General features: G+C 68.5%; 20 protein-coding genes. 13 read left to right on the forward strand and 7 right to left on the reverse strand.

Translation table 11 applies throughout. From position 1 onward, the window contains the following. Nucleotides 1–52: 52 nt before the first annotated feature. Genes iolG through iolD form a run of 5 tightly spaced genes read right to left on the reverse strand, consistent with a single transcriptional unit; the run spans nt 53 to nt 5,579 of the window. Entirely contained in the window at nt 53–1,042 is a 990-nt protein-coding gene (iolG, locus tag CJ301_RS07305; protein ID WP_099275843.1) for an inositol 2-dehydrogenase, read from the reverse strand. A 1-nt stretch (nt 1,043) separates the two neighbouring features. Then, a complete protein-coding gene (locus CJ301_RS07310) occupies nt 1,044–1,874 on the reverse strand; it encodes a class II fructose-bisphosphate aldolase (protein ID WP_099275845.1) in 831 nt (276 codons plus the stop codon). Next, complete coding sequence (locus CJ301_RS07315) at nt 1,871–2,728, reverse strand: 5-deoxy-glucuronate isomerase (RefSeq protein ID WP_099275847.1); 858 nt, start codon at nt 2,726–2,728, stop codon at nt 1,871–1,873. The genes CJ301_RS07310 and CJ301_RS07315 overlap by 4 nt, the downstream gene beginning before the upstream one ends. 11 nt (nt 2,729–2,739) lie before the next feature. Then, nucleotides 2,740–3,711, reverse strand: a complete 972-nt coding sequence (gene iolC, locus CJ301_RS07320; RefSeq protein WP_099275849.1) for a 5-dehydro-2-deoxygluconokinase — start codon at nt 3,709–3,711, stop codon at nt 2,740–2,742. Then, nucleotides 3,711–5,579: a 3D-(3,5/4)-trihydroxycyclohexane-1,2-dione acylhydrolase (decyclizing) gene (gene iolD / locus CJ301_RS07325; RefSeq protein ID WP_099275851.1), complete on the reverse strand. Its 1,869-nt coding sequence runs from the start codon at nt 5,577–5,579 to the stop codon at nt 3,711–3,713. Before iolD ends, iolC begins: the two co-directional genes overlap by 1 nt. A gap of 135 nt (nt 5,580–5,714) precedes the next feature. On the opposite strand from iolD, the gene CJ301_RS07330 reads away from it, so the two are divergent. From CJ301_RS07330 to CJ301_RS07340, 3 genes are read left to right on the forward strand one after another with little or no spacing between them, the layout of a single operon-like run. Then, on the forward strand, nt 5,715–6,818 hold the full coding sequence (locus CJ301_RS07330; protein ID WP_099276062.1) for a Gfo/Idh/MocA family protein: 1,104 nt from the start codon (nt 5,715–5,717) through the stop codon (nt 6,816–6,818). 19 nt (nt 6,819–6,837) lie between these two features. Beyond that, on the forward strand, nt 6,838–7,731 hold the full coding sequence (locus CJ301_RS07335; protein ID WP_099275853.1) for a TIM barrel protein: 894 nt from the start codon (nt 6,838–6,840) through the stop codon (nt 7,729–7,731). An 11-nt stretch (nt 7,732–7,742) separates the two neighbouring features. Further along, entirely contained in the window at nt 7,743–8,876 is a 1,134-nt protein-coding gene (locus tag CJ301_RS07340; RefSeq protein WP_099275855.1) for a Gfo/Idh/MocA family protein, read from the forward strand. Between the two features lie 39 nt (nt 8,877–8,915). Here CJ301_RS07340 and CJ301_RS07345 read toward each other — a convergent pair whose 3' ends face one another. Then, nucleotides 8,916–9,923 (reverse strand): LacI family DNA-binding transcriptional regulator, encoded by a 1,008-nt coding sequence (locus tag CJ301_RS07345; RefSeq protein ID WP_099275857.1) that lies wholly within the window; start codon nt 9,921–9,923, stop codon nt 8,916–8,918. A 199-nt stretch (nt 9,924–10,122) separates the two neighbouring features. Here CJ301_RS07345 and CJ301_RS07350 point away from each other — a divergent pair, with 199 nt between their 5' ends. The 3 genes from CJ301_RS07350 to CJ301_RS07360 all read left to right on the forward strand — a co-directional run bounded on the left by CJ301_RS07350 (nt 10,123) and on the right by CJ301_RS07360 (nt 13,034). Further along, a complete protein-coding gene (locus tag CJ301_RS07350; RefSeq protein ID WP_216823256.1) occupies nt 10,123–11,061 on the forward strand; it encodes a sugar ABC transporter substrate-binding protein in 939 nt (312 codons plus the stop codon). A 73-nt stretch (nt 11,062–11,134) separates the two neighbouring features. Next, the gene (locus CJ301_RS07355; protein WP_099275861.1) at nt 11,135–12,253 is read left to right on the forward strand and encodes an ABC transporter permease; all 1,119 of its coding nucleotides are present in this window, start codon (nt 11,135–11,137) and stop codon (nt 12,251–12,253) included. A gap of 1 nt (nt 12,254) precedes the next feature. Continuing rightward, nucleotides 12,255–13,034: an ATP-binding cassette domain-containing protein gene (locus tag CJ301_RS07360; protein ID WP_099275863.1), complete on the forward strand. Its 780-nt coding sequence runs from the start codon at nt 12,255–12,257 to the stop codon at nt 13,032–13,034. Nucleotides 13,035–13,264: 230 nt separating this feature from the next. Here CJ301_RS07360 and CJ301_RS07365 read toward each other — a convergent pair whose 3' ends face one another. Then, a complete protein-coding gene (locus CJ301_RS07365) occupies nt 13,265–14,188 on the reverse strand; it encodes a GlxA family transcriptional regulator (RefSeq protein WP_099275865.1) in 924 nt (307 codons plus the stop codon). A gap of 107 nt (nt 14,189–14,295) precedes the next feature. Between CJ301_RS07365 and CJ301_RS07370 the strand changes: the two genes are divergently transcribed. The 7 genes from CJ301_RS07370 to CJ301_RS07400 all read left to right on the forward strand — a co-directional run bounded on the left by CJ301_RS07370 (nt 14,296) and on the right by CJ301_RS07400 (nt 22,696). Next, nucleotides 14,296–15,189: a 3-keto-5-aminohexanoate cleavage protein gene (locus tag CJ301_RS07370; RefSeq protein ID WP_099276064.1), complete on the forward strand. Its 894-nt coding sequence runs from the start codon at nt 14,296–14,298 to the stop codon at nt 15,187–15,189. Nucleotides 15,190–15,251: 62 nt separating this feature from the next. Beyond that, nucleotides 15,252–16,796, forward strand: a complete 1,545-nt coding sequence (locus tag CJ301_RS07375) for an ABC transporter substrate-binding protein (protein WP_099276066.1) — start codon at nt 15,252–15,254, stop codon at nt 16,794–16,796. Between the two features lie 67 nt (nt 16,797–16,863). Beyond that, nucleotides 16,864–18,369, forward strand: a complete 1,506-nt coding sequence (locus tag CJ301_RS07380) for a carnitine 3-dehydrogenase (protein WP_099275867.1) — start codon at nt 16,864–16,866, stop codon at nt 18,367–18,369. Continuing rightward, complete coding sequence (locus tag CJ301_RS07385; protein ID WP_099275869.1) at nt 18,369–19,325, forward strand: ABC transporter permease; 957 nt, start codon at nt 18,369–18,371, stop codon at nt 19,323–19,325. The genes CJ301_RS07380 and CJ301_RS07385 overlap by 1 nt, the downstream gene beginning before the upstream one ends. 3 nt (nt 19,326–19,328) lie before the next feature. Then, complete coding sequence (locus CJ301_RS07390) at nt 19,329–20,150, forward strand: ABC transporter permease (protein WP_099275871.1); 822 nt, start codon at nt 19,329–19,331, stop codon at nt 20,148–20,150. A gap of 10 nt (nt 20,151–20,160) precedes the next feature. Then, nucleotides 20,161–21,783, forward strand: coding sequence for an ABC transporter ATP-binding protein (locus tag CJ301_RS07395; RefSeq protein WP_099275873.1), 1,623 nt, complete (start codon nt 20,161–20,163; stop codon nt 21,781–21,783). A 1-nt stretch (nt 21,784) separates the two neighbouring features. After that, nucleotides 21,785–22,696, forward strand: a complete 912-nt coding sequence (locus CJ301_RS07400) for an alpha/beta hydrolase (protein ID WP_099275875.1) — start codon at nt 21,785–21,787, stop codon at nt 22,694–22,696.

Below are 22,696 nucleotides of genomic sequence, written 5' to 3' on the forward strand. Positions count from 1 at the left end.
GGTTTCGGACGGTCGCGTTCTCTGGCGGCAGAGCACAGGCAGGTGCGGCCCCTCAGTCGAGCCGCACCATGCGCCCCTCGCGCCAGGACAGGTCGGCCGCGTCGGCCAGAAGCTGCGCGCGCAGCCCGTCCGCGAGGCTCGGGGAAATCGCGCGCCCCTGCGCCACGCAATCCACGAAATGCCGCATCTCGGCGGCATAGGCCGCGGCGTAGCGTTCGAGGAAGAAGTCCTGCGCGGGCGCGCGCGTGAAACCCTGCGGCCCGGCCATCTCGACCGTGTCGCGCAGCATGTTGTCGGCGCGCAGCATCGCCTTGGCGCCATGCACCTCGATCCGCTGGTCGTAGCCATAGCTCGCGCGGCGCGAGTTGGAGATCTGGCAGATCCGGCCCGAGGCTGTGGTCAGCGTCACCGCCGCCGTGTCGGCATCGCCCATCGCGCCGATCTCGGGATCGACCAGCGCCGCGCCGACGGCATAGACCGTTACCGGCTCCTCGCCCAGCAGGAAGCGCGCCATGTCGAGATCGTGGATCATCATGTCCCGAAAGATGCCGCCCGAGCCTTCGATATAGGCGGGCGGCGGCGGGCTGGGGTCGCGCGACAGGATCGTCACCATCTCCACCGCGCCGATCTCATCCGCCGCGATGCGCGCGCCGATGGCGGCGAAGTTCGGATCGAAGCGGCGGTTGAAGGCGGTCATGAAGGGCACGCCCGCCGCCTCGACCGCCGCCATACAGGCGCGGATGCGCTCGGCCGAAAGATCCACCGGCTTTTCGCACAGGATCGCCTTGCCCGCGCGGGCGGCGGCGTGGATCAGGTCGTAATGCGTATGGGTCGGCGTGCCGATCACCACCGCATCGACGCCTGCATCCGCGATCAGCGCCTCGGCATCCATCGCCCGTGCGCCGCAGCTTTCGGCCAGCGCCTGCGCCGCCTCCGGCATGGCATCGGCCACGGCGGCAACGCGCGCGCCCTCCATCGCGGCCAGCGAGGCGGCATGGACCCGGCCGATGCGGCCGCAGCCCAAAATCCCGACATTCAGCATCTCATGCTCCCTTGAAATCACGCAGCACGCGCCGCGTGGCGGCGACGAGCGGCTCGTGCAGTTGCGACAGGATCACCACCCGGTCGAAGCTCTCGGCATCGCGCGCCAGCGCCTCGCGCAGCTCGCGCCCGAACACCATGCGCAGCTCGGTGCCGATGTTGAACTTGGCGATGCGCGAGTGGCGCGCCAGCGCCCGGCGCTGCGCCGCGGGCACGCCCGAGCCGCCATGGATCACCAGGGGCACCTCGCACAGCGCCTCGATCTCGCGGATGCGGGCCTCGTCGAGCCCGCCCTCGCCGCCGCGCTGCAGATGCGTGTTGCCGACCGAGATCGCCATGGCATCGACGGATGTTTCGCGCGCGAAACATGCGGCCTCCTCCGGGTCCGTCCCGGCCGAGCCCTCGCCGCCCGCATAGCCGACAAAGCCGATCTCGCCCTCGCAGGAGACGCCGGCCTCATGCGCCATGCGCGCGATGGCGGCGGTCTGCGCGATGTTCTCCTCGAGCGGCAGGCGCGAGCCGTCGAACATCACCGAGGTGAAGCCCGCCGCGATCGCCGCGCGGCATTCTTCTTCGGTGTAGCCATGGTCGAGATGCGCCACCACCGGCACCGAGGTCGTCTCGGCTAGATGGCGGAACATCGCGCCCAGCACGGGCAGCGGCGTGTGCTTGCGGCAGGACGGCCCGGCCTGAAGGATCACCGGCACACCCTCGGCCTCGGCGGCGGCGACATAGGCGCGCATGTCCTCCCAGCCCAGCGTGACGAGACCGGCCACGGCGTGGCCGTTTCGCAGCGCGGGCTGCAGGACGTCGGAAAGCGTGGCGAGGGTCATTTGAACTTGGCCACCATGTCCATGATCCCGGGGATCGTGTGCAGCTGCTCGGCATGGGTCGGCTGGAAATACTGCTTGAGGCTGCGCTGGCTCAGACCGCCGAGGATGGTGAAGTAGTACATCTCGTAGCCCGGCAGCACCGCGCAGGGATGATAGCCCTTGTCGATCAGGATCGTGGAGCCGTTCACGATGTGATAGGCGTCGCCCGGCTCGTTGTCCTCGCGCTGGAGCATCTGCAGCCCCGAGCCGTAATCGGGGCGGAAGCGGAAATTGTAGGTCTCGTCGTGGCGGGTCTCGATCATCTCGCCATCCTCGCCGCGCCGGTCGGTGTCGTGCTTGTGGCTGGGAAAGCCCGACCAGCCGCCCTGCCCCACGGTGTAAAGCTCGCTCACCAGCAGGCGGCCCACCTTGTCATGCTGCTTGGCGCCGAGGATGTGCTTGATCTTGCGATGCGTCTTGGTGTCGTCGGAGCCGTATTGCACCACGTCGAGCTCGGCCTCGCGCACGTCGAAGGGCTCGAGCACCCGGTCGTATTTCGCGCCCGCGATGAAGACCTCCGTGGCCTCGCTGCGGCAGGTGATGCGGGCCTGCGCGCCGACGGGAACATAGACGCCCTCGGGCTCGCCATCCCAGACATCGACGCCGCGGCGACCGAGCTTTTCGAAGCCCATGCCCTCGACATCGACATCGACGGTGCCGGTCGCGGGCACGATGCAGGTCTCGTAGCCCGGCACGGCATAGTCGAAGCTTTCGCCCTGCTTCAGCTTGACGATGTTGAAATAGTTGAGCGGCACCAGATCGTGCTCGGCATCGACGATGGGCTGGTTGCGGTTGTCATGGGGTGCGATGTGCATGGGATGTCCTTTCAGCCTTGCGTGGGGCCGGAATGGGTGTCGAGAAAGGCCTTGAGTTCGGCCTTGTCGGGCATGGCGGGGGCGCAGCCGGGCTTGGCCACGACGATCGAGGCGCAGGCCGAGCCGCGCAGCACCGCCTCGCGCAAGGGGCGGCCTTCGGTGAGGCTCGCGATCAGCCCGGCCATGAAGCTGTCGCCCGCGCCGGTGGGTTTGAGCGCGTCCACCTCGTAGATGCCGGTGCGCAGCTCCTCGCCGCCCGCGAAGGTCACCGCGCCCTCGTGGCCCATCTTGTAGACCACGAGATCGGCCGCCTTCGAGAGCGCGCGGGCATGGGCGAAGCCCTTGTCGATCCCGCCCGCCATGAAGCCGAATTCCTCGTCATTGCCGACGATCACGTCCGACAGGCTGCCCGCGCGAGACAGCACCTCGGCGGCGACCTGCGGCGAGGGCCAGCTGTAGGGGCGGTAATCCACGTCGAAGATCACCGGCAGCCCGGCCGCGCGCGCCAGTTCGAAGGCGCGGAAGGCAGCCGCGCGCGAGGGTTCGGCGGCAAAGACCGTGCCGGCGGTGATCACCGCGTCGAAAGCGGTGTAATCCACCGCCTCGACATCCGCGAGCTCCATGCGGAAATCGGCGGCATTGTTGCGGTAGATGACGCTCTGGTGCTCGTCGACGCGCGCCTCGACGAGGGCGAGCGAGGTGCGCTCCTCGCCCCGCACCCGGCGCACATGGCGGCGGTCGATGCCGTAGGCGTCGAGCTGGTCCTCGCAATACCAGCCCACCGCGTCGTCCGACACGCAGGTCACCAGCGAGGCGCTGCAGCCGAGCTTCACCAGACCGGCGGCGATATTGGCCGAGCTGCCGCCCATCGAGACCATCATCTCGCGCGCCGCGCGGGTGCGGGTGCCGGGCGGCGTCGGTGTGAGATCCATGCCGACCCGGCCGATCACCAGAAAGCGGCGTCCCTTCAATCTCTCCAGCATCACACCCCCCGCCTCTGGCGGGAGCGGCCCCGTTCCTGGTTTTCGTGGCCCGCGCGGACCTTGTCGTTCGTCGTGACCTCCGGCGTGCCGACCTCCCACCAGGCGTGGCCCTGCGCGGTCCAGCCGTCATAGGCATCGACCTTCATGACGATGACCTGGCTGCGATCGGATGCCTGCGCACGGCGGAACGCCTCGCCCAGCTCGGCCGGGTTTTCGACCGTCACCGCCTCGGCGCCCTGCGCCCTCGCATGGGCCTCGAAATCGACGGCGAAGGGCTCGGGGATGGTCGGACAATCGGCGAGCAGGTTGTTGAAGCTCTCATTGCCGGTGTTGTTCTGCAGCTTGTTGATGACCGCGAAACCGCCATTGTCGAGCACCAGCACGATCAGCTTTTTTCGGCTCAGAACAGAGGAGTAGAGATCGCTGTTCATCATCATGTAGGAGCCGTCGCCGATGAAGACGATGGTGTCGCGCTCGGGCTCGCGCTGCTCCTGGGCGATCCGCGCGCCCCAGGCGCCCGAGATCTCGTAGCCCATGCAGGAAAAGCCGAACTCGACATCGACCGTGCCGATATCCAGCGTGCGCCAGTTCGCGGTGACCTCGGCCGGAAGCCCGCCTGCCGCCGCCACGATCCGGTCGCGCTCGTGGCACAGCTCGTTCACCACGCCGATCGCCTGCGCGTAGGAGTTGGGGCCATTGCCGGGCTTCACGTTCCGGGCCACGTAGGCGTCCCAGTCGCGCCGCTCGGCCTGTGCCTCTTCCACCCATTCGGCGGGGGCGGCGTAATCGAGCCCCCGCCCCAGCGCCTCCAGCGACCGCTTCGCATCGCCCACGACGGGCAGCGCGCGGTGTTTGCCCGCATCGTGCCGTGCGGCGTTGATCGCCACGATCTGCGCGCCTGCGTCGAAGGCGGTCCAGGAGCCGGTGGTGAAATCCTGAAGCCGCGTGCCGACCGCGAGGATCACATCCGCCTTTTGCGCGATGGCATTGGCGCTGTCGGAGCCGGTGACGCCGATGGGGCCGATGTTGAACGGGTGGTCCGCCAGAAGGTTCGCCCGCCCCGCGATGGTCTCGACCACCGGGATGCGATGCGCCTCGGCAAAGGCGGCAAGGTCTTCGGCCGCGCGGGAATACTGCACGCCGCCGCCGGCGATGATCATCGGGCGCTTTGCCGCAAGCAATGCCGCGCGCGCATCCGCGATCTCGGCCTCGTCGGGGGCGATGCGGCGGATGCGGTGGATCTTCTTCTCGAACAGCTCTTGGGGGAAATCCCAGGCCCAACCCTGCACGTCCTGCGGCAGGCCGATGAAGGCCGGGCCGCAATCGGCCGGATCGAGCATCGTGGCCAGCGCGGCGGGCAGCGACTGGATCACCTGCGCGGGGTGGGTGATCCGGTCCCAGTAGCGCACCACCGGCTTGAAGGCATCGTTCACGCCGAAGGTCGGGTCGCCGTAATTCTCCATCTGCTGCAGCACCGGGTCGGGTAGCCGGGTGAGGAAGCCGTCGCCGCACAGCATCAGCATCGGCAACCGGTTGGCATGCGCAAGGCCCGCGGCGGTGAGCAGGTTCATCGTGCCGGGACCGGCGCTGGCGGTGCAGAACATGAAGCGCTGGCGCAGCCACTGCTTGGCGTAACCGGCGGCGGCAAAGCCCATGCCCTGTTCGTTCTGGCCCCGATACAGCGGCAGCTCCTCCTGCATGCCGTGCAGCGCCTCGCCGAGGCAGGTGACGTTGCCATGGCCGAAGATGCCGAATCCGCCACCGCAGACGCGCAGCTCCTCCCCGTCGATCTCGATATACTGGCTGGCCAGCCAGCGGATGATGGCCTGTGCCGTGGTCAGGCGGATGGTGCCTTGTATCGACGTCATTCGTGCGAATCCTCCCTGGAAAATTCCGGCCCCTGTATTTCCGATCCCTGCCGAAATCATGCTTGCGAGATATCTAGACCTACGATACATCTTTTGCAACCGGTTGCAAAAGCAAAAAGCATGGGGAGGGCGATGATGGCACGGATCGGGATCGGCATTCTGGGCGGCGGCTACATGGGCAAGGCGCATGCGGTGGCCATGTCGTCGGTCGGCGCGATCTTCGACACCGCGCTCAAGCCCCGGCTCGAGATGGTCTGCGCGACCAGCCCTGAGAGCGCCGAGCGCTACCGCGCCGCCTACGGCTTCGAGCGCGGCACCGATGATTGGCGCGCGCTGGTCGATGATCCGAAGGTCGAGGCCGTGGTGATCGCCACGCCGCAGGAAACCCACCGCGAGATCGCCGAGGCCGCCTTTGCGCTCGGCAAGCCGGTGTTCTGCGAAAAGCCGCTTGGTGCCTCGCTCGAGGACAGCGCCGCGATGGTGGCCGCCGCCGAGGCCGCGGGCGCGGTCAACATGGTGGGGTTCAACTACATCCGCACGCCCGCGAGCCAGTTCGCCCGGCAATTGATCGCCCAAGGCGCGATCGGCGAGATCACCTGGTTTCGCGGTGAGCATACCGAGGATTTCTACGCCGATCCCGAGGCCCCGGCCACGTGGCGCACCACCGGCATGGCCAATGGCACGATGGGCGATCTCGCGCCGCACATGATCAACGGTGCGCTGGCGCTGATGGGGCCGATCTCGCGCGTCATGGGCACCCATGAGACGGTGCATCGCAGCCGCCCCGGGGGCGAGGTCAGCAATGACGACCACGCGCAGCTCATGTGCCGCTTTGGCAATGGCGCCATGGGGCAGATGTATTTCAGCCGCGTCGCGACCGGGCGCAAGATGGGCTACGCCTACGAGATCACCGGCACCAAGGGTGCGATCCGCTTCGATCAGGAGGATCAGAACGCGCTCTGGCTCTACCGGATGGAGGGGCCCGAGGCGACGCGCGGCTTCACCAAGATCCTGACCGGCCCGGCCCATCCCGATTACGCCCCCTTCTGCCAGGGGCCGGGGCATGGCACCGGCTATCAGGACCAGATCATCATCGAGGCCAAGGACTTCCTGACCGCGATCGCGCAAGGCAAGCCGCTCTGGCCCAGCTTCCGCGACGGGCACGAGGTCAACCGGGTGATCGCCGCGACGCTGGCCTCGGCGCGAGACGAGGCCTGGAAAGACCTCACAGATTTCTGAGAACGGGAGACATCGAGACATGAGCATCAGAATTGGCAACGCGCCGTGCTCCTGGGGCGTGGAGTTCGCCGCCGATCCGCGCAATCCGTCCTGGCAGCACGTGCTCGAGGAATGCGCCGCCGCGGGCTACAAGGGGATCGAGCTTGGCCCGGTGGGCTTCATGCCCGAGGAGCCGGAGATCCTGCGCGAGGGGCTGGAGCGGCACGGCTTGGAGCTCATCGGCGGGGTGGTGTTTCGCCCCTATCACGACCCCGACGCCTGGGACGACGTGCTCGACGCCACCCACCGCACGGCGAAGGCGCTGAAGGCGCATGGCGCGCAGCATCTGGTGCTGATCGACTCGATCTCGCCGCGCCGCGCGCCGACCGCCGGTCGCGCCGGTGAGGCCGAGCAGATGGACCGCGCCGAATGGACCGCCTACCGCGACCGGATCGCCGAATCCGCGCGCATCGGCGCCGAGGAATACGGGCTGACCGTGGGCATCCACGCCCATGCCGCGGGCTTCATGGATTTCGAACCCGAGCTGGAGCGGCTCTTGGAGGAGGTGGACGAAAACATCCTCAAGATCTGCTTCGACACCGGCCATCATTCCTATGCGGGCTTCGATCCGGTGGCCTTCATGAAAAAGCATATGAGCCGCATTTCCTACATGCATTTCAAGGATGTAGACCCCGAAGTCAAAGCGCGCGTGATCGAGAACCGGACCGGCTTCTACGATGCCTGCGGCCAGGGGATCTTCTGCAATCTGGGCGAGGGCGACGTCGATTTCGAGGCGGTGCGGCAAGTGCTGCTCGACAATGATTTCCAGGGCTGGTGCACCGTCGAGCAGGATTGCGACCCGACGCTCGACCCCGACACGCTGGGGGATGCGCGCAAGAACCGCGAATACCTCGAATCCATCGGCTTCAAGTAAGGGGCACGGACATGACGAAACTGAACTGGGGCATGATCGGTGGCGGCGAAGGCAGCCAGATCGGGCCCGCGCACCGGCTGGGCGCCCTCGCCGACGGGCGCTTTGCCCTTGCCGCCGGCGCGCTGGATCACCGGCCCGAAGAAGGCCGCGCCTATGCGCAGCGGCTCGGCATCGCCGAGGACCGCGCCTATGGCGACTGGACCGAGATGCTGGCGGGCGAAAAGGGGCGCGACGACCGGATCGACCTCGTCACCGTGGCCACGCCCAACGCCACGCATTTCGAGATCACCAAGGCCTTTCTCGAAGCGGGCTTCAACGTCTTGTGCGAAAAGCCGATGACGCTCACCGTGGAGGAAGGCGAGGAGATCGTGCGCGTGGCCCGCAAGGCCGGCCGGATCTGCGCCGTCAACTACTGCTACTCGGCCTATCCGATGGTGCGGCAGGCGCGCGCCATGGTGCGCGCGGGCGAGCTGGGTAAGGTGCGGCTCGTCGTCACCAATTTCAGCCATGGCCATCACGGCGATGCGGGTGATGCCGACAATCCGCGCGTGCGCTGGCGCTATGATCCCGCCATGGCGGGGGTCTCGGGGCAGTTCGCCGATTGCGGCATCCACGCGCTGCACATGGCGAGCTTCATCTGCGACGACGAGGTCGAGAAGCTCTCGGCCGATTTCGCCTCGACCATCCCGAGCCGCGAGCTGGAGGATGACGCGATGGTCAACTTCCGCCTTTCGGGCGGGACGGTGGGCCGCCTGTGGACCTCCTCGGTGGCGATCGGGCGGCAGCACGGCTTCGACATCCAGATCTTCGGAGAGACCGGCGGGCTGCGCTGGATGTCCGAACAGCCCAACCAGCTGCTCTACACGCCCGTGGGCGGGCGTAGCCAGATCATCGAAAAGGGCGAGGCGGGGCTGCATGCCGAGGCGCAGCGGCTGAGCCGGGTGTCGATCGCCCATCCCGAGGGCTTCCCGCTGGCCGTGGCCAACATCTACTGCGATCTCGCGGATGCGATCTCGGGCGAGACCCGCGACGGGCTGCCCGATGCCGAGGCCGGCGTGCGCTCTATGGCGGCGGTGCATCAGGCCGTGGCCTCGGCGCGCGCGAATGGCGCCTGGGTCGACGCGCGCCCGCCGATGTTCCGCTAGACCATCTGGCGCGGGGCATGCGACAAGGCCCCGCGCCCCTCACCCCGCCTCGGGCAAGGGGCGCAACGTGGCGCGTTCGATGATCCGGCAAGGAAACACCCGCGCCTCGGGATAGCGATCCGGCTCGCCCAGCATCGCCATCATCAGCTCGATCGAGGAGGTGACGATCTGCCGGATCGGCTGGTGGATCGTCGTCAGGTCGATCCCCGCCCAGCCCGCCATCTCCATGTCGTTGAGGCCCAGAACGCCGACCTCTTCGGGCACCGAGACCCCGTGATCGCGCAGCGCCGAGAGCGCGCCGATCGACAGCACGTCATCGCCGCAGAAATAGGCCTCCGCCGGGGGGGCCTGCAGCAGCCTTTGCATTTCGCGCCGACCGGCCTCGAAGGAATAGGCCCCGGCGAAGGAGATGCTGGCCTCGAGGCCGGGATGCGCCGCGAGCTCGGCCATGAAGCCCGCATGGCGGTCCTGCGTCGAGGTCGCCGCCTCCGGCCCGCCCATGAAGGCGATGCGCCGGTAGCCGCGCGCGGCGAAGCTTTTCACCGCGAGGCGTCCGCAGGCGATGTTGTCGATGCCGACGGTGTGCACGCGCGGATCGGAGGCGTAGCGCCCGAAGGCGTTGACCACCGGGATGCCGGCCTCGTGAAAAGCAGGCGCGAAATCCGTGGGCAGGGTCGAAGAGGCGACGATCGCGCCATCGACCGAATATTGCCGCAGCATGCGCACCGAGTTCCCCGGCGCGGTCTCGTCGGAAAGATTGACGAGAAGCGGGCGCAGCCCGCGTTCCTGCAGGCCGCGGGTGAAGAGATCGAAGATCTCCAGGAAGATGGGGTTGTGGAAGTTGTTCGACACCAGCCCGATCAGCTTGGTCCGCCCGGTGGTGAGGGAGGAGGCCAGCGCATTGGGGCTGTAGCCCAGTTCGCGCGCTGCCTTCTCGACCTTGGCGCGCGTGCGCGCCGAGACCGAGGCACCCTCGGTGAAGCTGCGCGACACCGCCGAACGCGACACGCCCGCCAGCTCGGCCACATCCTTGAGCGTCACCGCCATTCCACCCCGCCTCCCGTCTTGCGATTTCATGTCCTACCCCGTGATACGACTGGAACCAGCATGGGTTCCGATGCAGCTTTTTGCAACCGGTTGCATAAATCCTCCGAATGTGCTCTAACTTTGACTCGAAGGGCCGGTGGAGGACCGCTCTTCCACGACGATACCGAGTGCAACAGGGAGAGAGAGACCGATGATACCGATGCACAAGCTGATGTTGGCCGCGACCGTCGCCGCCACGCCGCTGATCGCCGCCACCGCCGCCCAGGCCGAGGGTGAGAAATACATTCTCGTCAGCCATGCCCCCGACAGCGACAGCTGGTGGAACACGGTCAAGAACGCCATCGCGCTGGCGGGCGAGCAGATGGATGTCGAGGTGGAATACCGCAACCCGCCGACCGGCGATCTGGCCGACATGGCGCGGATCATCGAGCAGGCCGCCGCCAGCGGCCCCGACGGCATCATCACCACCCTGGCCGATTACGACGTGCTCTCCGGCCCGATCCGCTCGGCCGTCGACAGCGGCGTCGACGTCATCATCATGAACTCGGGCTCGCCCGACCAGGCGCGCGAGCTCGGCGCCTTGATGTATGTCGGCCAGCCCGAATATGACGCGGGCCTCGCCGCGGGCCAGCGCGCCAAGGGCGACGGCGTCGAGAGCTTCCTGTGCGTGAACCACTACATCAGCTCGCCCGCCTCGAGCGAGCGCTGCCAGGGCTTTGCCGATGGGCTCGGCGTCGAACTGGGCGAGCAGATGATCGACAGCGGCCAGGACCCTTCCGAGATCAAGAACCGGGTGCAGGCCTATCTTTCGTCCAACCCCGACACCGACGCGGTGCTGACGCTCGGGCCGACCTCGGCCGACCCGACGCTGCAGGCGCTCGACGAAACCGGGCTTGCCGGCGACATCTATTTCGGCACCTTCGATCTCGGCGCCGAAATCGTGCAGGGCATCAAGGACGGCATCATCAACTGGGGCATCGACCAGCAGCCCTTCCTGCAGGCCTATCTGCCGGTCGTGGTGATGACCAACTACCACCGCTACGGCGTGCTGCCGGGCAACAACATCAACTCCGGCCCCGGCTTCGTGACCGCCGACGCGCTGGAGATGGTCGAGAAGTTCGCCGGCGAATACCGCTGAGCCTCAAGGGGGCGGCCCCCTCCCCCTCGCGCCGCCCCCGCCTTTGCAAACGATCTTCCGGAGTCAGTGGGTCATGGCAGACACACCGCAGCTCGTGATGGACGAGCGAATCAAACAGATCTCCCCCATGCGCCGCGCGCTGATCCGGCCCGAGCTGGGCGGCATCGTCGGCACCGTGGCGGTCTTCGTCTTCTTCGGCCTCTTCGCCTTCGACAGCGGCATGTTCAACAGCCAGGGCATCATGAACTGGTCGGTCGTCTCGGCGCAGTTCATGATCATCGCCGTCGGCGCCTGCCTGTTGATGATCGCGGGCGAGTTCGACCTTTCGGTCGGTTCGATGATCGGCTTTGCCGGCATGATGATCGCCATCTTCGGCGTGACGCTGGGCTGGCCGATGTGGATCGCCATTCTCGTGACCTTCGCGCTATGCGTCTCGATCGGCGCGCTCAACGGCTTCATCGTGGTGCGCACCGGCCTGCCGAGCTTCATCGTGACGCTGGCCTTCCTGTTCATCCTGCGCGGCTTCACGATCTTCCTTCCGCAGACCATCGAGCGCAAGACCATCATCGGCGGCATCCGCGAGGCGGCCGAGGGCGACTGGCTCGCCAATCTCTTCGGCGGCACCATCGGCAAGGGTCTCTTCACCTGGATGGGCGAGGCCGGGATGATCGCCACTTTCGAACGCGGCACGCGGGCCGGCGAGCCGGTGGTCGACGGCATCCCGATGCTGATCGTCTGGGCGCTCGGCCTCGTCGCGGTGGGCCACGTGCTGCTGACGCGCACCCGCTTCGGCAACTGGATCTTCGCCGCCGGCGGCGACGCCGAGGCCGCGCGCAATTCGGGCGTGCCGGTCAACCGGGTCAAGATCACCATGTTCATGTTCACCGCCTTCTGCGCCACCGTCTTCGCCGCCTGCCAGGTGATGGAGTTCGGCTCCGCCGGTGCCGATCGCGGCCTTCTCAAGGAATTCGAGGCGATCATCGCGGTGGTGATCGGCGGCGCGCTGCTGACGGGCGGCTACGGCTCGGTGATCGGGGCGGCGCTTGGCGCGCTGATCTTCGGCGTGGTCCAGCAGGGGCTGTTCTTCGCGGGTGTCGAAAGCTCGCTCTTCCGGGTGTTCCTCGGGGTGATCCTGCTCTTCGCCGTGATCCTCAACACCTATATCCGCCGCATCATTACCGGAGAGCGCTGAGATGTCCGATCCCCTGATCCAGATGAAGAACATCGAAAAGCATTTCGGCTCGGTCATCGCGCTCGCCGGCGTCTCGGTCGATATCCATGCCGGGGAATGCCACTGCCTTCTGGGCGATAACGGCGCGGGCAAGTCGACCTTCATCAAGACGCTGTCGGGCGTGCACAAGCCGACCAAGGGCGAGATCCTGTTCGAAGGGCGCGACATGCACTTCGCCGATCCGCGCGATGCCATCGCCGCCGGGATCGCCACCGTGCACCAGCATCTCGCGATGATCCCGCTGATGTCGGTGAGCCGCAACTTCTTCATGGGCAACGAGCCCGTGCGCAAGGTCGGGCCCTTCTCCTTCTTCGACCACGACCTCGCCAACCGGGTGACCATGACCGAAATGGAGAAGATGGGCATCGTGCTGCGCGGCCCCGACCAGGCGGTCGGCACGCTGTCGGGCGGTGAACGCCAGACCGTCGCCATCGCGCGCGCGGTGCATTTCGGCGCCCGCGTGCTGATTCTCGACGAGCCGACCTCGGCCTTGGGCGTGCGCCAGACCGCCAATGTCCTCGCCACCATCGACAAGGTGCGCAAGCAGGGCGTGGCGGTTGTGTTCATCACCCACAATGTGCGCCACGCCATGGCGGTGGGCGACCGTTTCACCGTGCTCAACCGCGGCCGCACCTATGGCACCGCGCTGCGCGGCGAGATCACGCCCGAGGAATTGCAGGACATGATGGCCGGCGGCCAGGAGTTGGCGACGCTGGAGGGCAGCCTCGGCACCACCGTCTGAGCAGGCGCGGCATCCCGCCCCACGAAACGCGCACCTTGCCACGGCGAGGTGTGCGATTTTTCGTCCGCGCCCCATCGCGGATCATGTCCGTGAACGCATCGCTGCCAAGTCCCGATGGATCAGGCGGATGGTCAGCGGTATTCTCTCGCATGTGGCATATCCCTTTCCCGGTAGGGAATTGGCGGCGCTTCGACACCGCCATGATCGAGCCGCGCCGGTCCTTCCCCCGGTCACGCGCCCATGCGGCGGGTGGCCGAGAGCGAGCGGCCGAATTGCTGGCTGTAGGCGCGCGACAGGGTCGAGGCCGAGGCGAAGCCGCAGCGCAGCGCGATGTCGCGCAGCGGCAGGCCGGTCTCGACCAGCAGGTTCTGCGCCCGCGTGAGACGCAGCGCGCGGTAATATGCGCCGGCCGAGGTGCCGAGCTCGCGCCGGCAGAGCCGGTCGAGCGTGCGTTGCGAGACCGCCGCATGGGCCGCGATCTCCGACAGGCCGCGCGGCTCCTCGATCGCGTCGAGCATGAACCGCACCGCGCGGCCCAGCTGCGGCGACAGCGCGCCGCTCTCGGCGCGGCGGCGCTCGACGTCGTCATGCACGAACAGCGTGCGCACGTCGTAGGCCAGCGCATCGCCGCCCATCCGGCGGATCGTCTCGAGCGACAGCTCCATCGCCGATGTGGCGCTGCCCGCGCTCTGCCGGTCGCCATCGGTGACATAGCTTTCGGCAACCGCCTCGACACCGGGAAACGCCTCGGCGAAGGCCTCGACCTCGTGCCAGTGCACGGTGGCGCGGTAGCCTTCGAGCAGACCCGCCGCCGCCATCAGCCAGGCCCCCATGTCGAGCCCCGTCACCGCCCGCGACTGCCGCGCCGCCGCGCGGATCGCCGGCAGCACCTCGGCCCGGGCCGCGGTCTCGCGGGCGCCGTAGCCCGCGATCAGCACCAGCGCGTCGCAGCGCCCCGCCTCGCCCAGCGGCAGCTCGGCCGCCAGCCGCAACCCCGATGAGCTGCAGGCGGCCGCGCCGCCCGGCGTCGCCACGCACCAGTCGAACAGCTGTCGCCCGGACAGGTCGCAGGCTGCGCGCAGCGGCTCGATGGCGCTGGCAAGCACCATGTTGGAGAAGCCGTCAAAGGGCAGAAAGACGATCCGAAAGGCCATGGTTGTCCGTATATGCAATGTATATGGCCGGAATGGCAACGGAGTGGCGCCCGAAGGCGGCTAGGTTCGCCCCAATCGACATTTTCAATCCGATCGGAGGCGCGACCGTGAACTGGGACGCATTCATCACCTGTGCCGTGACGGGCTCGGGCCAGAGCCACCTCAAGAGCGACAAGGTGCCGGTGACGCCAAAGGAGATCGCCGCGGCCTGCGTCGAGGCGGCGGGGGCCGGCGCGGCCATCGCCCATGTCCATGTGCGCGACCCCGAGACCGGCGCGCCCTCGCGCGATCCGGCGCTCTACCGCGAGGTGGTGGCGCGGGTCCGCGACAGCGGCACCGACGTGATCCTCAACCTCACCGCCGGGATGGGCGGCGACATCGTGCTCGGCTCGGCCGAGGCGCCGCTGCCGCTCGACGAGGCGGGCACCGACCTGATCGGCGCCACCGAGCGGCTGGTGCATGTCGAGGAGCTGCTGCCCGAGATCTGCACGCTCGACTGCGGCACGATGAACTTCGCCGAGGCCGATTACGTGATGACCAACACGCCCGGCACGCTGCGCGCCATGGCGCGGCGGATCCAGGCGGCGGGGGTGAAGCCCGAGATCGAGGTGTTCGACCTCGGCCATCTGTGGCTTGCCAAGACGCTGGTGAACGAGGGGCTGATCGACGATCCGGTGCTGGTGCAGCTGTGCATGGGCATTCCCTTCGGCGCGCCCAATGATCTCAACTCGCTCACCGCGCTGACCAACAACATGCCCGAGGGCTGGGTCTATTCGATGTTCTCGATCGGCCGGATGCAGCTGCCCTTCGCGGCGCAGGCGGTGCTGGCGGGCGGCAATGTCCGCGTCGGGCTCGAGGACAACATCTGGCTGGAGCGCGGCGTGCCCGCCTCGAACGGCGACCTGGTGGAGCGCGCGGCGACGATGCTCTCGGCGATGAACGTCAACCTCATGACGCCCGCGCAGGTGCGCGAGAAGCTGAAGCTGAAGAAGCGCTGGTAACCCCCCCACCCCATCACATGCCGCGCGCGGCCCCGCGCCCGGCCGATTTCAGGGAGATTTGCATGACACTCACCGATATCAGCCGGCGCGGCTTTCTGGCCACCGGCACCGCCGCCCTCGCCCTCGGGCCCACCGCGCTGCGCGCGCAGGCCGGGCCCAGGCGCGGCGGCGCGATCCGCATCGGCCATTCGGGCGGCGCCACCTCCGACACGATCGATCCCGCGACCTATGCCGCGGGACCGGTGGTCACCGCCATGCTCGGCGGCGTGTGCAACAACCTCGTGGAGATCGACGCCGAGGGGCGGGCCGCGCCCGAGCTGGCCGAGAGCTTCGAGCCCGACGCCGAGGCGCGGGTCTGGACCTTCAAGCTGCGCGACGTGGCCTTCTCGAATGGCGCCCGGCTCACCGCCGCCGACGTGATCGCCTCGTTCAACCATCACCGCGGCGAGGACACCAAGTCGGGCGCCAAGGGGCTCCTTGAACAAGTCGCCGAGATCCGCGCCGATGGTGACCGCGTGGTGGTGTTCGAGCTGACCGCCGGCAATGCCGATTTCCCCTTCGTCGCCGCCGACTACCACTTCGTCATCATGCCCGATGACGGGTCGGGCCGGATCGACTGGCAGGCCGGGATCGGCACCGGCGGCTACACGCTCGAAGAGCACGAGCCGGGCGTGCGCATCCGGCTCAAGCGGCGCGACGACTACTGGAAGGAGGACCGCGCCTGGTTCGACGAGGTGACGCTGCTGACCATCAACGACCCCACCGCGCGGCAGAACGCGCTGGTCACCGGCGAGGTCGACATCATCAACGGCGTGCCGCCCAAGACCGTGCACCTGCTGGGCCGCCGTCCCGGCCTGTCGCTGGTCGAGGTCACCGGCACCGCGCATTACCCCTTCCCGATGCATTGCGACACCGCGCCCTTCGACGACGTGAACGTGCGGCTTGCGCTCAAGCACGCGATCGACCGGCAGGAGATGCTCGACAAGGTGCTCAAGGGCCATGGCTCGCTCGGCAACGACCACCCGATCGCGCCGGGCAACCGCTTTCACGCCGCCGATCTCGAACAGCGCGCCCATGACCCCGACCGCGCGAAATACCACCTCAAGCAGGCCGGGCTCGACAGCCTCGATGTCTCGCTCTCGACCTCTGACGCGGCCTTCGCGGGGGCGGTGGACGCGGCCGTGCTGTTTCAGGAGTCCGCCGGGCGTGCGGGCATCCGCGTCAATGTCGACCGCAAGCCCGCCGATGGCTACTGGTCGAATGTCTGGCTGAAGGACCCCTTCGCCATGAGCTACTGGAACGGCCGCCCGACCGAGGACTGGATGTTCAGCCTGGTCTATGCCGACGGGGCCGAATGGAACGAGAGCCGCTGGAGCAACCCGCGCTTCAACGAGCTCCTGGTCGCCGCCCGGGCCGAGCTCGACGAGGGGCTGCGCGCCGAGATGTATCACGAGATGCAGGCGCTGTGCCGCGACGATGGCGGCTCGATCATCCCGATGTTCGCCAATTACATCGACGGCAAGAACGACCGCATCGCGCATGGCGAGGTCGCCTCGAACCGCTTCCTCGACGGCTGGAAGGTCGTCGAACGCTGGTGGGCCGTCTGATCCCGCCGCGCCCCGCCGCCCGATGGCGGCGGGGCCTTTCCAAGGACATTTCCGAAAGGCCCATCGCATGACCCGCACCCTCTCCCGCGCCGCCTGCATCGGCGGCGGCGTCATCGGCGGCGGCTGGATCGCCCGCTTCCTGCTCGACGGCACCGACGTCGCCGTCCACGATCCCCACCCCGACGCGCGCCGGATCATCGGCGAAGTGCTCGACAACGCCCGCCGCGCCCGCGCCCGGCTGATCTCCGCGCCGCCCGTGCCCGAAGGGCGCCTGAGCTTTCACGACGACATCGCGGGCGCGGTCGAGGGCGCGGAGTATATCCAGGAGAGCGTGCCCGAGCGGCTCGATCTCAAGCACGAGGTCTTCGCCGCGATCGAGGCTGCGGCCGCGCCGGGGGCGCTGATCGGCTCCTCGACCTCGGGCTTCAAGCCCTCCGAGCTGCGCGAGGGCGCCACCCATCCCGAGCGGATCTTCGTGGCCCACCCGTTCAACCCGGTCTATCTCGTGCCGCTGGTCGAGCTGGTGGGATCGGGGCCGCAGGACGAGGCCATCCTCGACCGCGCCGCCGACATTCTCGCCCGGACCGGGATGCACCCGCTCAAGATCCGCCGCGAGATCGACGCGCATATCGCCGACCGGCTGCTCGAGGCGGTCTGGCGCGAAAGCCTCTGGCTGGTGAAGGACGACATCGCCACCACGCAGGAGATCGACGACGCGATCCGCTTCGGCTTCGGGCTTCGCTGGGCGCAGATGGGGCTGTTCGAGACCTACCGCATCGCCGGTGGCGAGGCGGGGATGAAGCATTTCATCGACCAGTTCGGCCCGGCGCTGAAATGGCCCTGGACCAAGCTCATGGACGTGCCCGAGATGACCGAGGAGCTCTCGGCCAAGATCGCCGCGCAGTCCGACGCGCAATCGGGGCAGCACACGATCCGCGAGCTGGAGCGGATCCGCGACGACAACCTGATCGGCATCCTGCACGCGCTGCGCGCCAATGGCTGGGGCGCGGGCGAGACGCTGCGCGCCATGGAGGAGCGCGCCTTCGCGCAGGCCCATGCCCGCGCCGCCCATGCCGCGCCCGACCCCGCCGCGCCGCTGGAGCTGCACCGCGCCAAGGTCGGCGGCGACTGGCTCGACTATAACGGCCACATGACCGAGTTCCGCTATCTTCAGGTCTTCGGCGACGCCACCGACGCCTTTCTCGGCCATATCGGCATGGATGCCGATTACCGCGCGCAGGGGCTGTCGGTCTACACGGTCGAGACGCATATCCGCCACCTCGCCGAGACCGGCGCCGGCGCGAATCTCACCGTCCGCACGACGCTTCTGGGCTTCGACGCCAAGCGCATCCGCCTGCATCACGAGATGGTCGACGGCGCCGGCACGGTGCAGGCCACGGCCGAGCACATGCTGATGCATGTCGACACGCAGGCGGGCCGCGCCTGCCCGATGGGCGCACCGCTGACCGAGCGGCTGGCCGCGCTGGCCCCGGGCCAGAGCGCGCTGCCCGCGCCCGATCATGCGGGCCGCCCGATCCGCGACATCGGCTGGCCGCTCGGGGAGCCCGCCTGATGCATCCCCTCTTGCGCATGACGGTGCAGCGGCTGGCGTTCGGGCTGCTGACGCTCTTCGCGATCTCGCTGTTCATCTTCCTGGCGATCGAGCTTCTGCCCGGCGACCTGACCGAGGAGATCCTCGGCCAGTCCGCCACGCCGGAGACGGTCGCCGCCTTCCGCCGCGAGCTGGGCCTCGATCAGCCGGCGCATCTGCGCTATCTCGACTGGCTCGGCGGCGCGCTCACGGGCGATTTCGGCACCTCGCTGGCCAATGGCCGCGAGATCGGCGAGCTTCTGGCCGCGCGCTTCGGCAACACGCTCTTTCTCGCCGCCTATGCCGCGGCGATCTCGGTGCCGCTGGCGCTCTTTCTGGGGCTTCTCGCGGCGCTCTACCGGGGCAGCTGGTTCGACCGTTTCGTCAACGTGGCGACGCTGAGCTCGATCTCGTTCCCCGAATATTTCGTGGCCTATATCCTGCTGCTGTTTTTGTCGGTCAAATGGGGGCTGTTCCCTTCCATCGCCGATTTCGGCAGCGGCGCGGATCTCGGCACCATGCTCTACCGCACCTTCCTGCCGGCGCTGACGCTGGTGCTCGTGGTCACCGCGCACATGATGCGGATGACCCGCGCCGCGATCATCAACCTGCTGGCCCAGCCCTATATCGAGATGGCCCGGCTCAAGGGCGCCTCGCCCGCGCGGGTGATCCTGCGCCACGCCCTGCCCAACGCGCTGTCGCCGATCATCAACGTGGTGGCGCTCAACCTCGCCTATCTGATCACCGGCGTGGTGATCGTCGAGGTGGTCTTCGTGTTTCCGGGGCTGGGGCAGCTGATGGTCGATTCCGTGGCCAAGCGCGACATCCCGGTGGTGCAGGCCGCCTGCCTGATCTTCGCGGGCATCTACATCCTGCTCAATCTCGCCGCCGATCTGCTGGCCATCGCCACCAATCCGCGGCTGATGCACGGGAAATGACCGATGACGCTGACTGACATCAAGACCGCCCCGCCGACGGCGCTGTTCGGCATCGCCGTGATCGCGCTCTACATCCTCGTGGCGCTCTTCGCCCCGCTCATCGCGCCCTTCGGCGAGACCGAGATCGTCGGCATGGAGTTCGAGCCATGGAGCGGCGCCTACCCCTTGGGCACCGACAATCTCGGGCGCGACGTGGTCTCGCGGCTGATCTGGGGCACGCGCAATTCGCTCGGCATCGCGCTGGCGACGACCGTGCTGGCCTTTGGTGCGGGCGCGGGGCTGGGGCTTCTCGCGGCGGTGACGGGGGGCTGGATCGACCAGCTCCTGTCGCGGCTCGTCGACATGCTGATCGCGATCCCGGCGCTTCTCTTCGCGCTCCTGCTGCTGTCGATCTACGGCACCGGCATCGTCAACCTCGTGATCGTCATCGCGGTGATCGAGGCGACGCGGGTGTTCCGCCTCGCCCGCGCCGTGGCGATGGACGTGGTGGTCATGGATTACGTCGAAGCCGCGCGGCTCAGGGGCGAGGGGCTGGGCTGGCTGATGCGCCGCGAGATCCTGCCCAATGCCGCGGCGCCGCTGATCGCCGAGTTCGGCCTGCGCTTTTGCTTCGTGTTCCTCGCGATCTCGGCCCTGTCCTTCCTCGGGCTCGGCATCCAGCCGCCGACCGCGGATCTGGGCTCCATGGTGCGCGACAACGCGGCCCTCATCACCTTCGGGGACATCACCCCGCTCCTGCCTGCCGCCGCCATCGCGCTCCTGACGGTGGCGATCAATTTCGTCGTCGATTGGGTGCTGCACCGCGCCTCCGGCCTCAAGGACTGAGAGGTTCAAGATGACCGATCCCCTCCTCACCATCCGCGACCTCAGGATCGAGGGCCGACAGGACCGGGGCTGGACCCCGATCGTCAAGGGCGTCGACCTGGAGCTGAAGCGCGGCGAGATCCTCGGCCTGATCGGCGAGAGCGGCGCGGGCAAGTCGACGCTGGGCCTTGCCGCCATGGGCTATGCCCGCGACGGCACCCGCATCTCGGGCGGCTCGATCACCTTCGATGGGCAGGAGCTGATGGCGCTGTCGGAGCGGCGCCGGCGCGGCCTGCGCGGCCGCCGCATCGCCTATGTCGCGCAATCGGCGGCGGCCAACTTCAACCCCGCGCACCGGCTGATCCGCCAGTTCGCCGAAAGCCCGACCGAGATCCACCGCATCAAGGGCCGCGACGAGACCGAGGCCGAGGGCCGCGCGCTCTATGCCCGGATGCGGCTCCCGAACCCCGGCGAAATCGGCTTTCGCTACCCGCACCAGGTCTCGGGCGGGCAATTGCAGCGGGCGATGACCGCGATGGCGATGTCCTGCCGCCCCGACCTCATCATCTTCGACGAGCCGACCACGGCGCTCGACGTGACCACCCAGATCGAGGTGCTGGCGGCGATCCGCGACGCGGTGCGCGAGTTCGGCACCTCGGCGATCTACATCACCCATGATCTCGCGGTGGTGGCCCAGATGGCCGACCGGATCAAGATCCTGCGCCATGGCGAGGAGGTCGAGGAGCAGCCGACCCGCGCCATGCTCGCCGCCCCGCGCGAGGAGTACTCGAAATCGCTCTGGGCCGTGCGCAGCCATGAGGCCGCGCCCCGCCCGGCCCCCGTCGCGGACGAAACCCCGGTGCTGCGGCTGTCGAAGGTCTCGGCCGAATATGTGCGCGGCACGCGGGTGCTGCGCGATGTCAGCTTCGACATCCCCAAGGGCCGCACCGTCGCGGTGGTGGGCGAAAGCGGCTCTGGCAAATCGACGACGGCAAGGGTGCTGACCGGGCTGCTGCCGCTCAGCACGGGCCGGGTCGAGCTCGACGGCGCGCCCCTGCCCGACCGGCTTGCCGGGCGCTCCAAGGACCAGCTGCGGCAGATCCAGATGATCTACCAGATGGCCGATACCGCGCTGAACCCCAAGCAGACGATCCGCGAGATCATCGGCCGGCCGCTGCGCTTCTATCTCGGGCTCAGGGGCGCGGCGCAGGAGGCGCGGATCCGCGAGCTGCTGACGGCGATCGAACTCGACCCGGACAGCTATATCGACCGCCTGCCCGGCGCGCTTTCGGGCGGGCAGAAACAGCGCATCGGCATCGCCCGCGCGCTCGCGGCCGAGCCCAGGCTCATCGTCTGCGACGAGGTGACGAGCGCGCTCGACCAGCTCGTGGCCGACGGCATCCTGCGGCTTCTGCGGCGCCTGCAGGAGGAGCGGGGGCTGAGCTACATGTTCATCACCCATGACCTCGCCACCGTCCGCGCCATCGCCGACCACGTGGTGGTGATGCAAGGCGGCGAGGTGGTCGAGCAGGGGCCGAGGGACGAGATGTTCGCGCCGCCGCACCACCCCTATACCGAGACCCTGCTCGCCTCGGTGCCGCAGATGGATGCGGACTGGCTCGACCACGCCCTGGCCCGCCGCGAGGGCCGCTGAGATGCGCGTGACCGATCCCGAGATGCTGCGCTTCATCGCCGAGACCGAGGCGGCCTACCCGGCCGAGGCCAATTCCGCCTCCGCGCAGGAGAACCGCCGCCATTACGACGCGATGTGCGCGGTGTTCCGCAGCCCCCGCCCCGAAGGCATCATTGTCACCGACGAGACGCTGGCAGGCGTGCCGATACGCCGCTACCGGCCGCGCGGCGCGGCGGGGCCGTTCCTGCTCTACCTGCATGGCGGCGGCTATGTGGTGGGCTCGCTCGACAGCCATGACGACGTCTGCGCCGAGATCGCGCAGGCCACGGGGGCGGAGCTGGTCGCGGTCGATTACCGCCTCGCGCCCGAGCATCTCTACCCCGCGCAGCTCGACGACGTGGAAACGGTCTGGCGGGCCGAGAGCGCGCGCCGCCCCGGCCTCGTGCTGGGCGACAGCGCGGGCGGCGCGCTGTCGGCGGCGCTGTGCCTGCGCATGCGGCGCAAGGGCGGGCCGATGCCGCTGGCGCAATGCCTGATCTATCCGGGGCTGGGCGGCGACATGTCCGCGCCCTCCTATGCCGAGAACGCCGAGGCGCCGCTCCTGCGCACCGCGGATATCGCGCATTACGCGGGCGTGCTGACGGGGGGCGACACGAGCCTGCGCGAGACGGACCCCGAGCTGTCGCCGCTGCGCGCCGCCGGTTTCGAAGACCTGCCCCCGGCCCTCGTCGTCACCGCCGATGTCGATCCGCTGCGCGATGACGGCCCGGCCTATGTCGACAGGCTGGCCGCCGCGGGGATCGAGGCCAGCTGGCGCAACGAGCCGCAGCTGGTGCATGGCTACCTGCGGGCGCGGCATCGCAGCACCCGCGCCGGGCAGAGCTTCGAGGCGATCTGCAGCTGGCTGCGGGGGCGGCTGCGCTTGATCGGCTGA

Origin of the sequence: Limimaricola cinnabarinus, from assembly GCF_002723615.1 — a bacterium.
GTDB lineage: Bacteria > Pseudomonadota > Alphaproteobacteria > Rhodobacterales > Rhodobacteraceae > Limimaricola > Limimaricola cinnabarinus_B.

Bases quoted from the DNA above. Each gene is read 5' to 3' on its own strand.
- iolG (WP_099275843.1), bottom strand. From the start codon at position 1,042: ATGCTGAATGTCGGGATTTTGGGCTGCGGCCGCATCGGCCGGGTCCAT.
- CJ301_RS07310 (WP_099275845.1), bottom strand. From the start codon at position 1,874: ATGACCCTCGCCACGCTTTCCGACGTCCTGCAGCCCGCGCTGCGAAAC.
- CJ301_RS07315 (WP_099275847.1), bottom strand. From the start codon at position 2,728: ATGCACATCGCACCCCATGACAACCGCAACCAGCCCATCGTCGATGCC.
- iolC (WP_099275849.1), bottom strand. From the start codon at position 3,711: ATGCTGGAGAGATTGAAGGGACGCCGCTTTCTGGTGATCGGCCGGGTC.
- iolD (WP_099275851.1), bottom strand. From the start codon at position 5,579: ATGACGTCGATACAAGGCACCATCCGCCTGACCACGGCACAGGCCATC.
- CJ301_RS07330 (WP_099276062.1), top strand. From the start codon at position 5,715: ATGGCACGGATCGGGATCGGCATTCTGGGCGGCGGCTACATGGGCAAG.
- CJ301_RS07335 (WP_099275853.1), top strand. From the start codon at position 6,838: ATGAGCATCAGAATTGGCAACGCGCCGTGCTCCTGGGGCGTGGAGTTC.
- CJ301_RS07340 (WP_099275855.1), top strand. From the start codon at position 7,743: ATGACGAAACTGAACTGGGGCATGATCGGTGGCGGCGAAGGCAGCCAG.
- CJ301_RS07345 (WP_099275857.1), bottom strand. From the start codon at position 9,923: ATGGCGGTGACGCTCAAGGATGTGGCCGAGCTGGCGGGCGTGTCGCGT.
- CJ301_RS07350 (WP_216823256.1), top strand. From the start codon at position 10,123: ATGCACAAGCTGATGTTGGCCGCGACCGTCGCCGCCACGCCGCTGATC.
- CJ301_RS07355 (WP_099275861.1), top strand. From the start codon at position 11,135: ATGGCAGACACACCGCAGCTCGTGATGGACGAGCGAATCAAACAGATC.
- CJ301_RS07360 (WP_099275863.1), top strand. From the start codon at position 12,255: ATGTCCGATCCCCTGATCCAGATGAAGAACATCGAAAAGCATTTCGGC.
- CJ301_RS07365 (WP_099275865.1), bottom strand. From the start codon at position 14,188: ATGGCCTTTCGGATCGTCTTTCTGCCCTTTGACGGCTTCTCCAACATG.
- CJ301_RS07375 (WP_099276066.1), top strand. From the start codon at position 15,252: ATGACACTCACCGATATCAGCCGGCGCGGCTTTCTGGCCACCGGCACC.
- CJ301_RS07380 (WP_099275867.1), top strand. From the start codon at position 16,864: ATGACCCGCACCCTCTCCCGCGCCGCCTGCATCGGCGGCGGCGTCATC.
- CJ301_RS07385 (WP_099275869.1), top strand. From the start codon at position 18,369: ATGCATCCCCTCTTGCGCATGACGGTGCAGCGGCTGGCGTTCGGGCTG.
- CJ301_RS07390 (WP_099275871.1), top strand. From the start codon at position 19,329: ATGACGCTGACTGACATCAAGACCGCCCCGCCGACGGCGCTGTTCGGC.
- CJ301_RS07395 (WP_099275873.1), top strand. From the start codon at position 20,161: ATGACCGATCCCCTCCTCACCATCCGCGACCTCAGGATCGAGGGCCGA.
- CJ301_RS07400 (WP_099275875.1), top strand. From the start codon at position 21,785: ATGCGCGTGACCGATCCCGAGATGCTGCGCTTCATCGCCGAGACCGAG.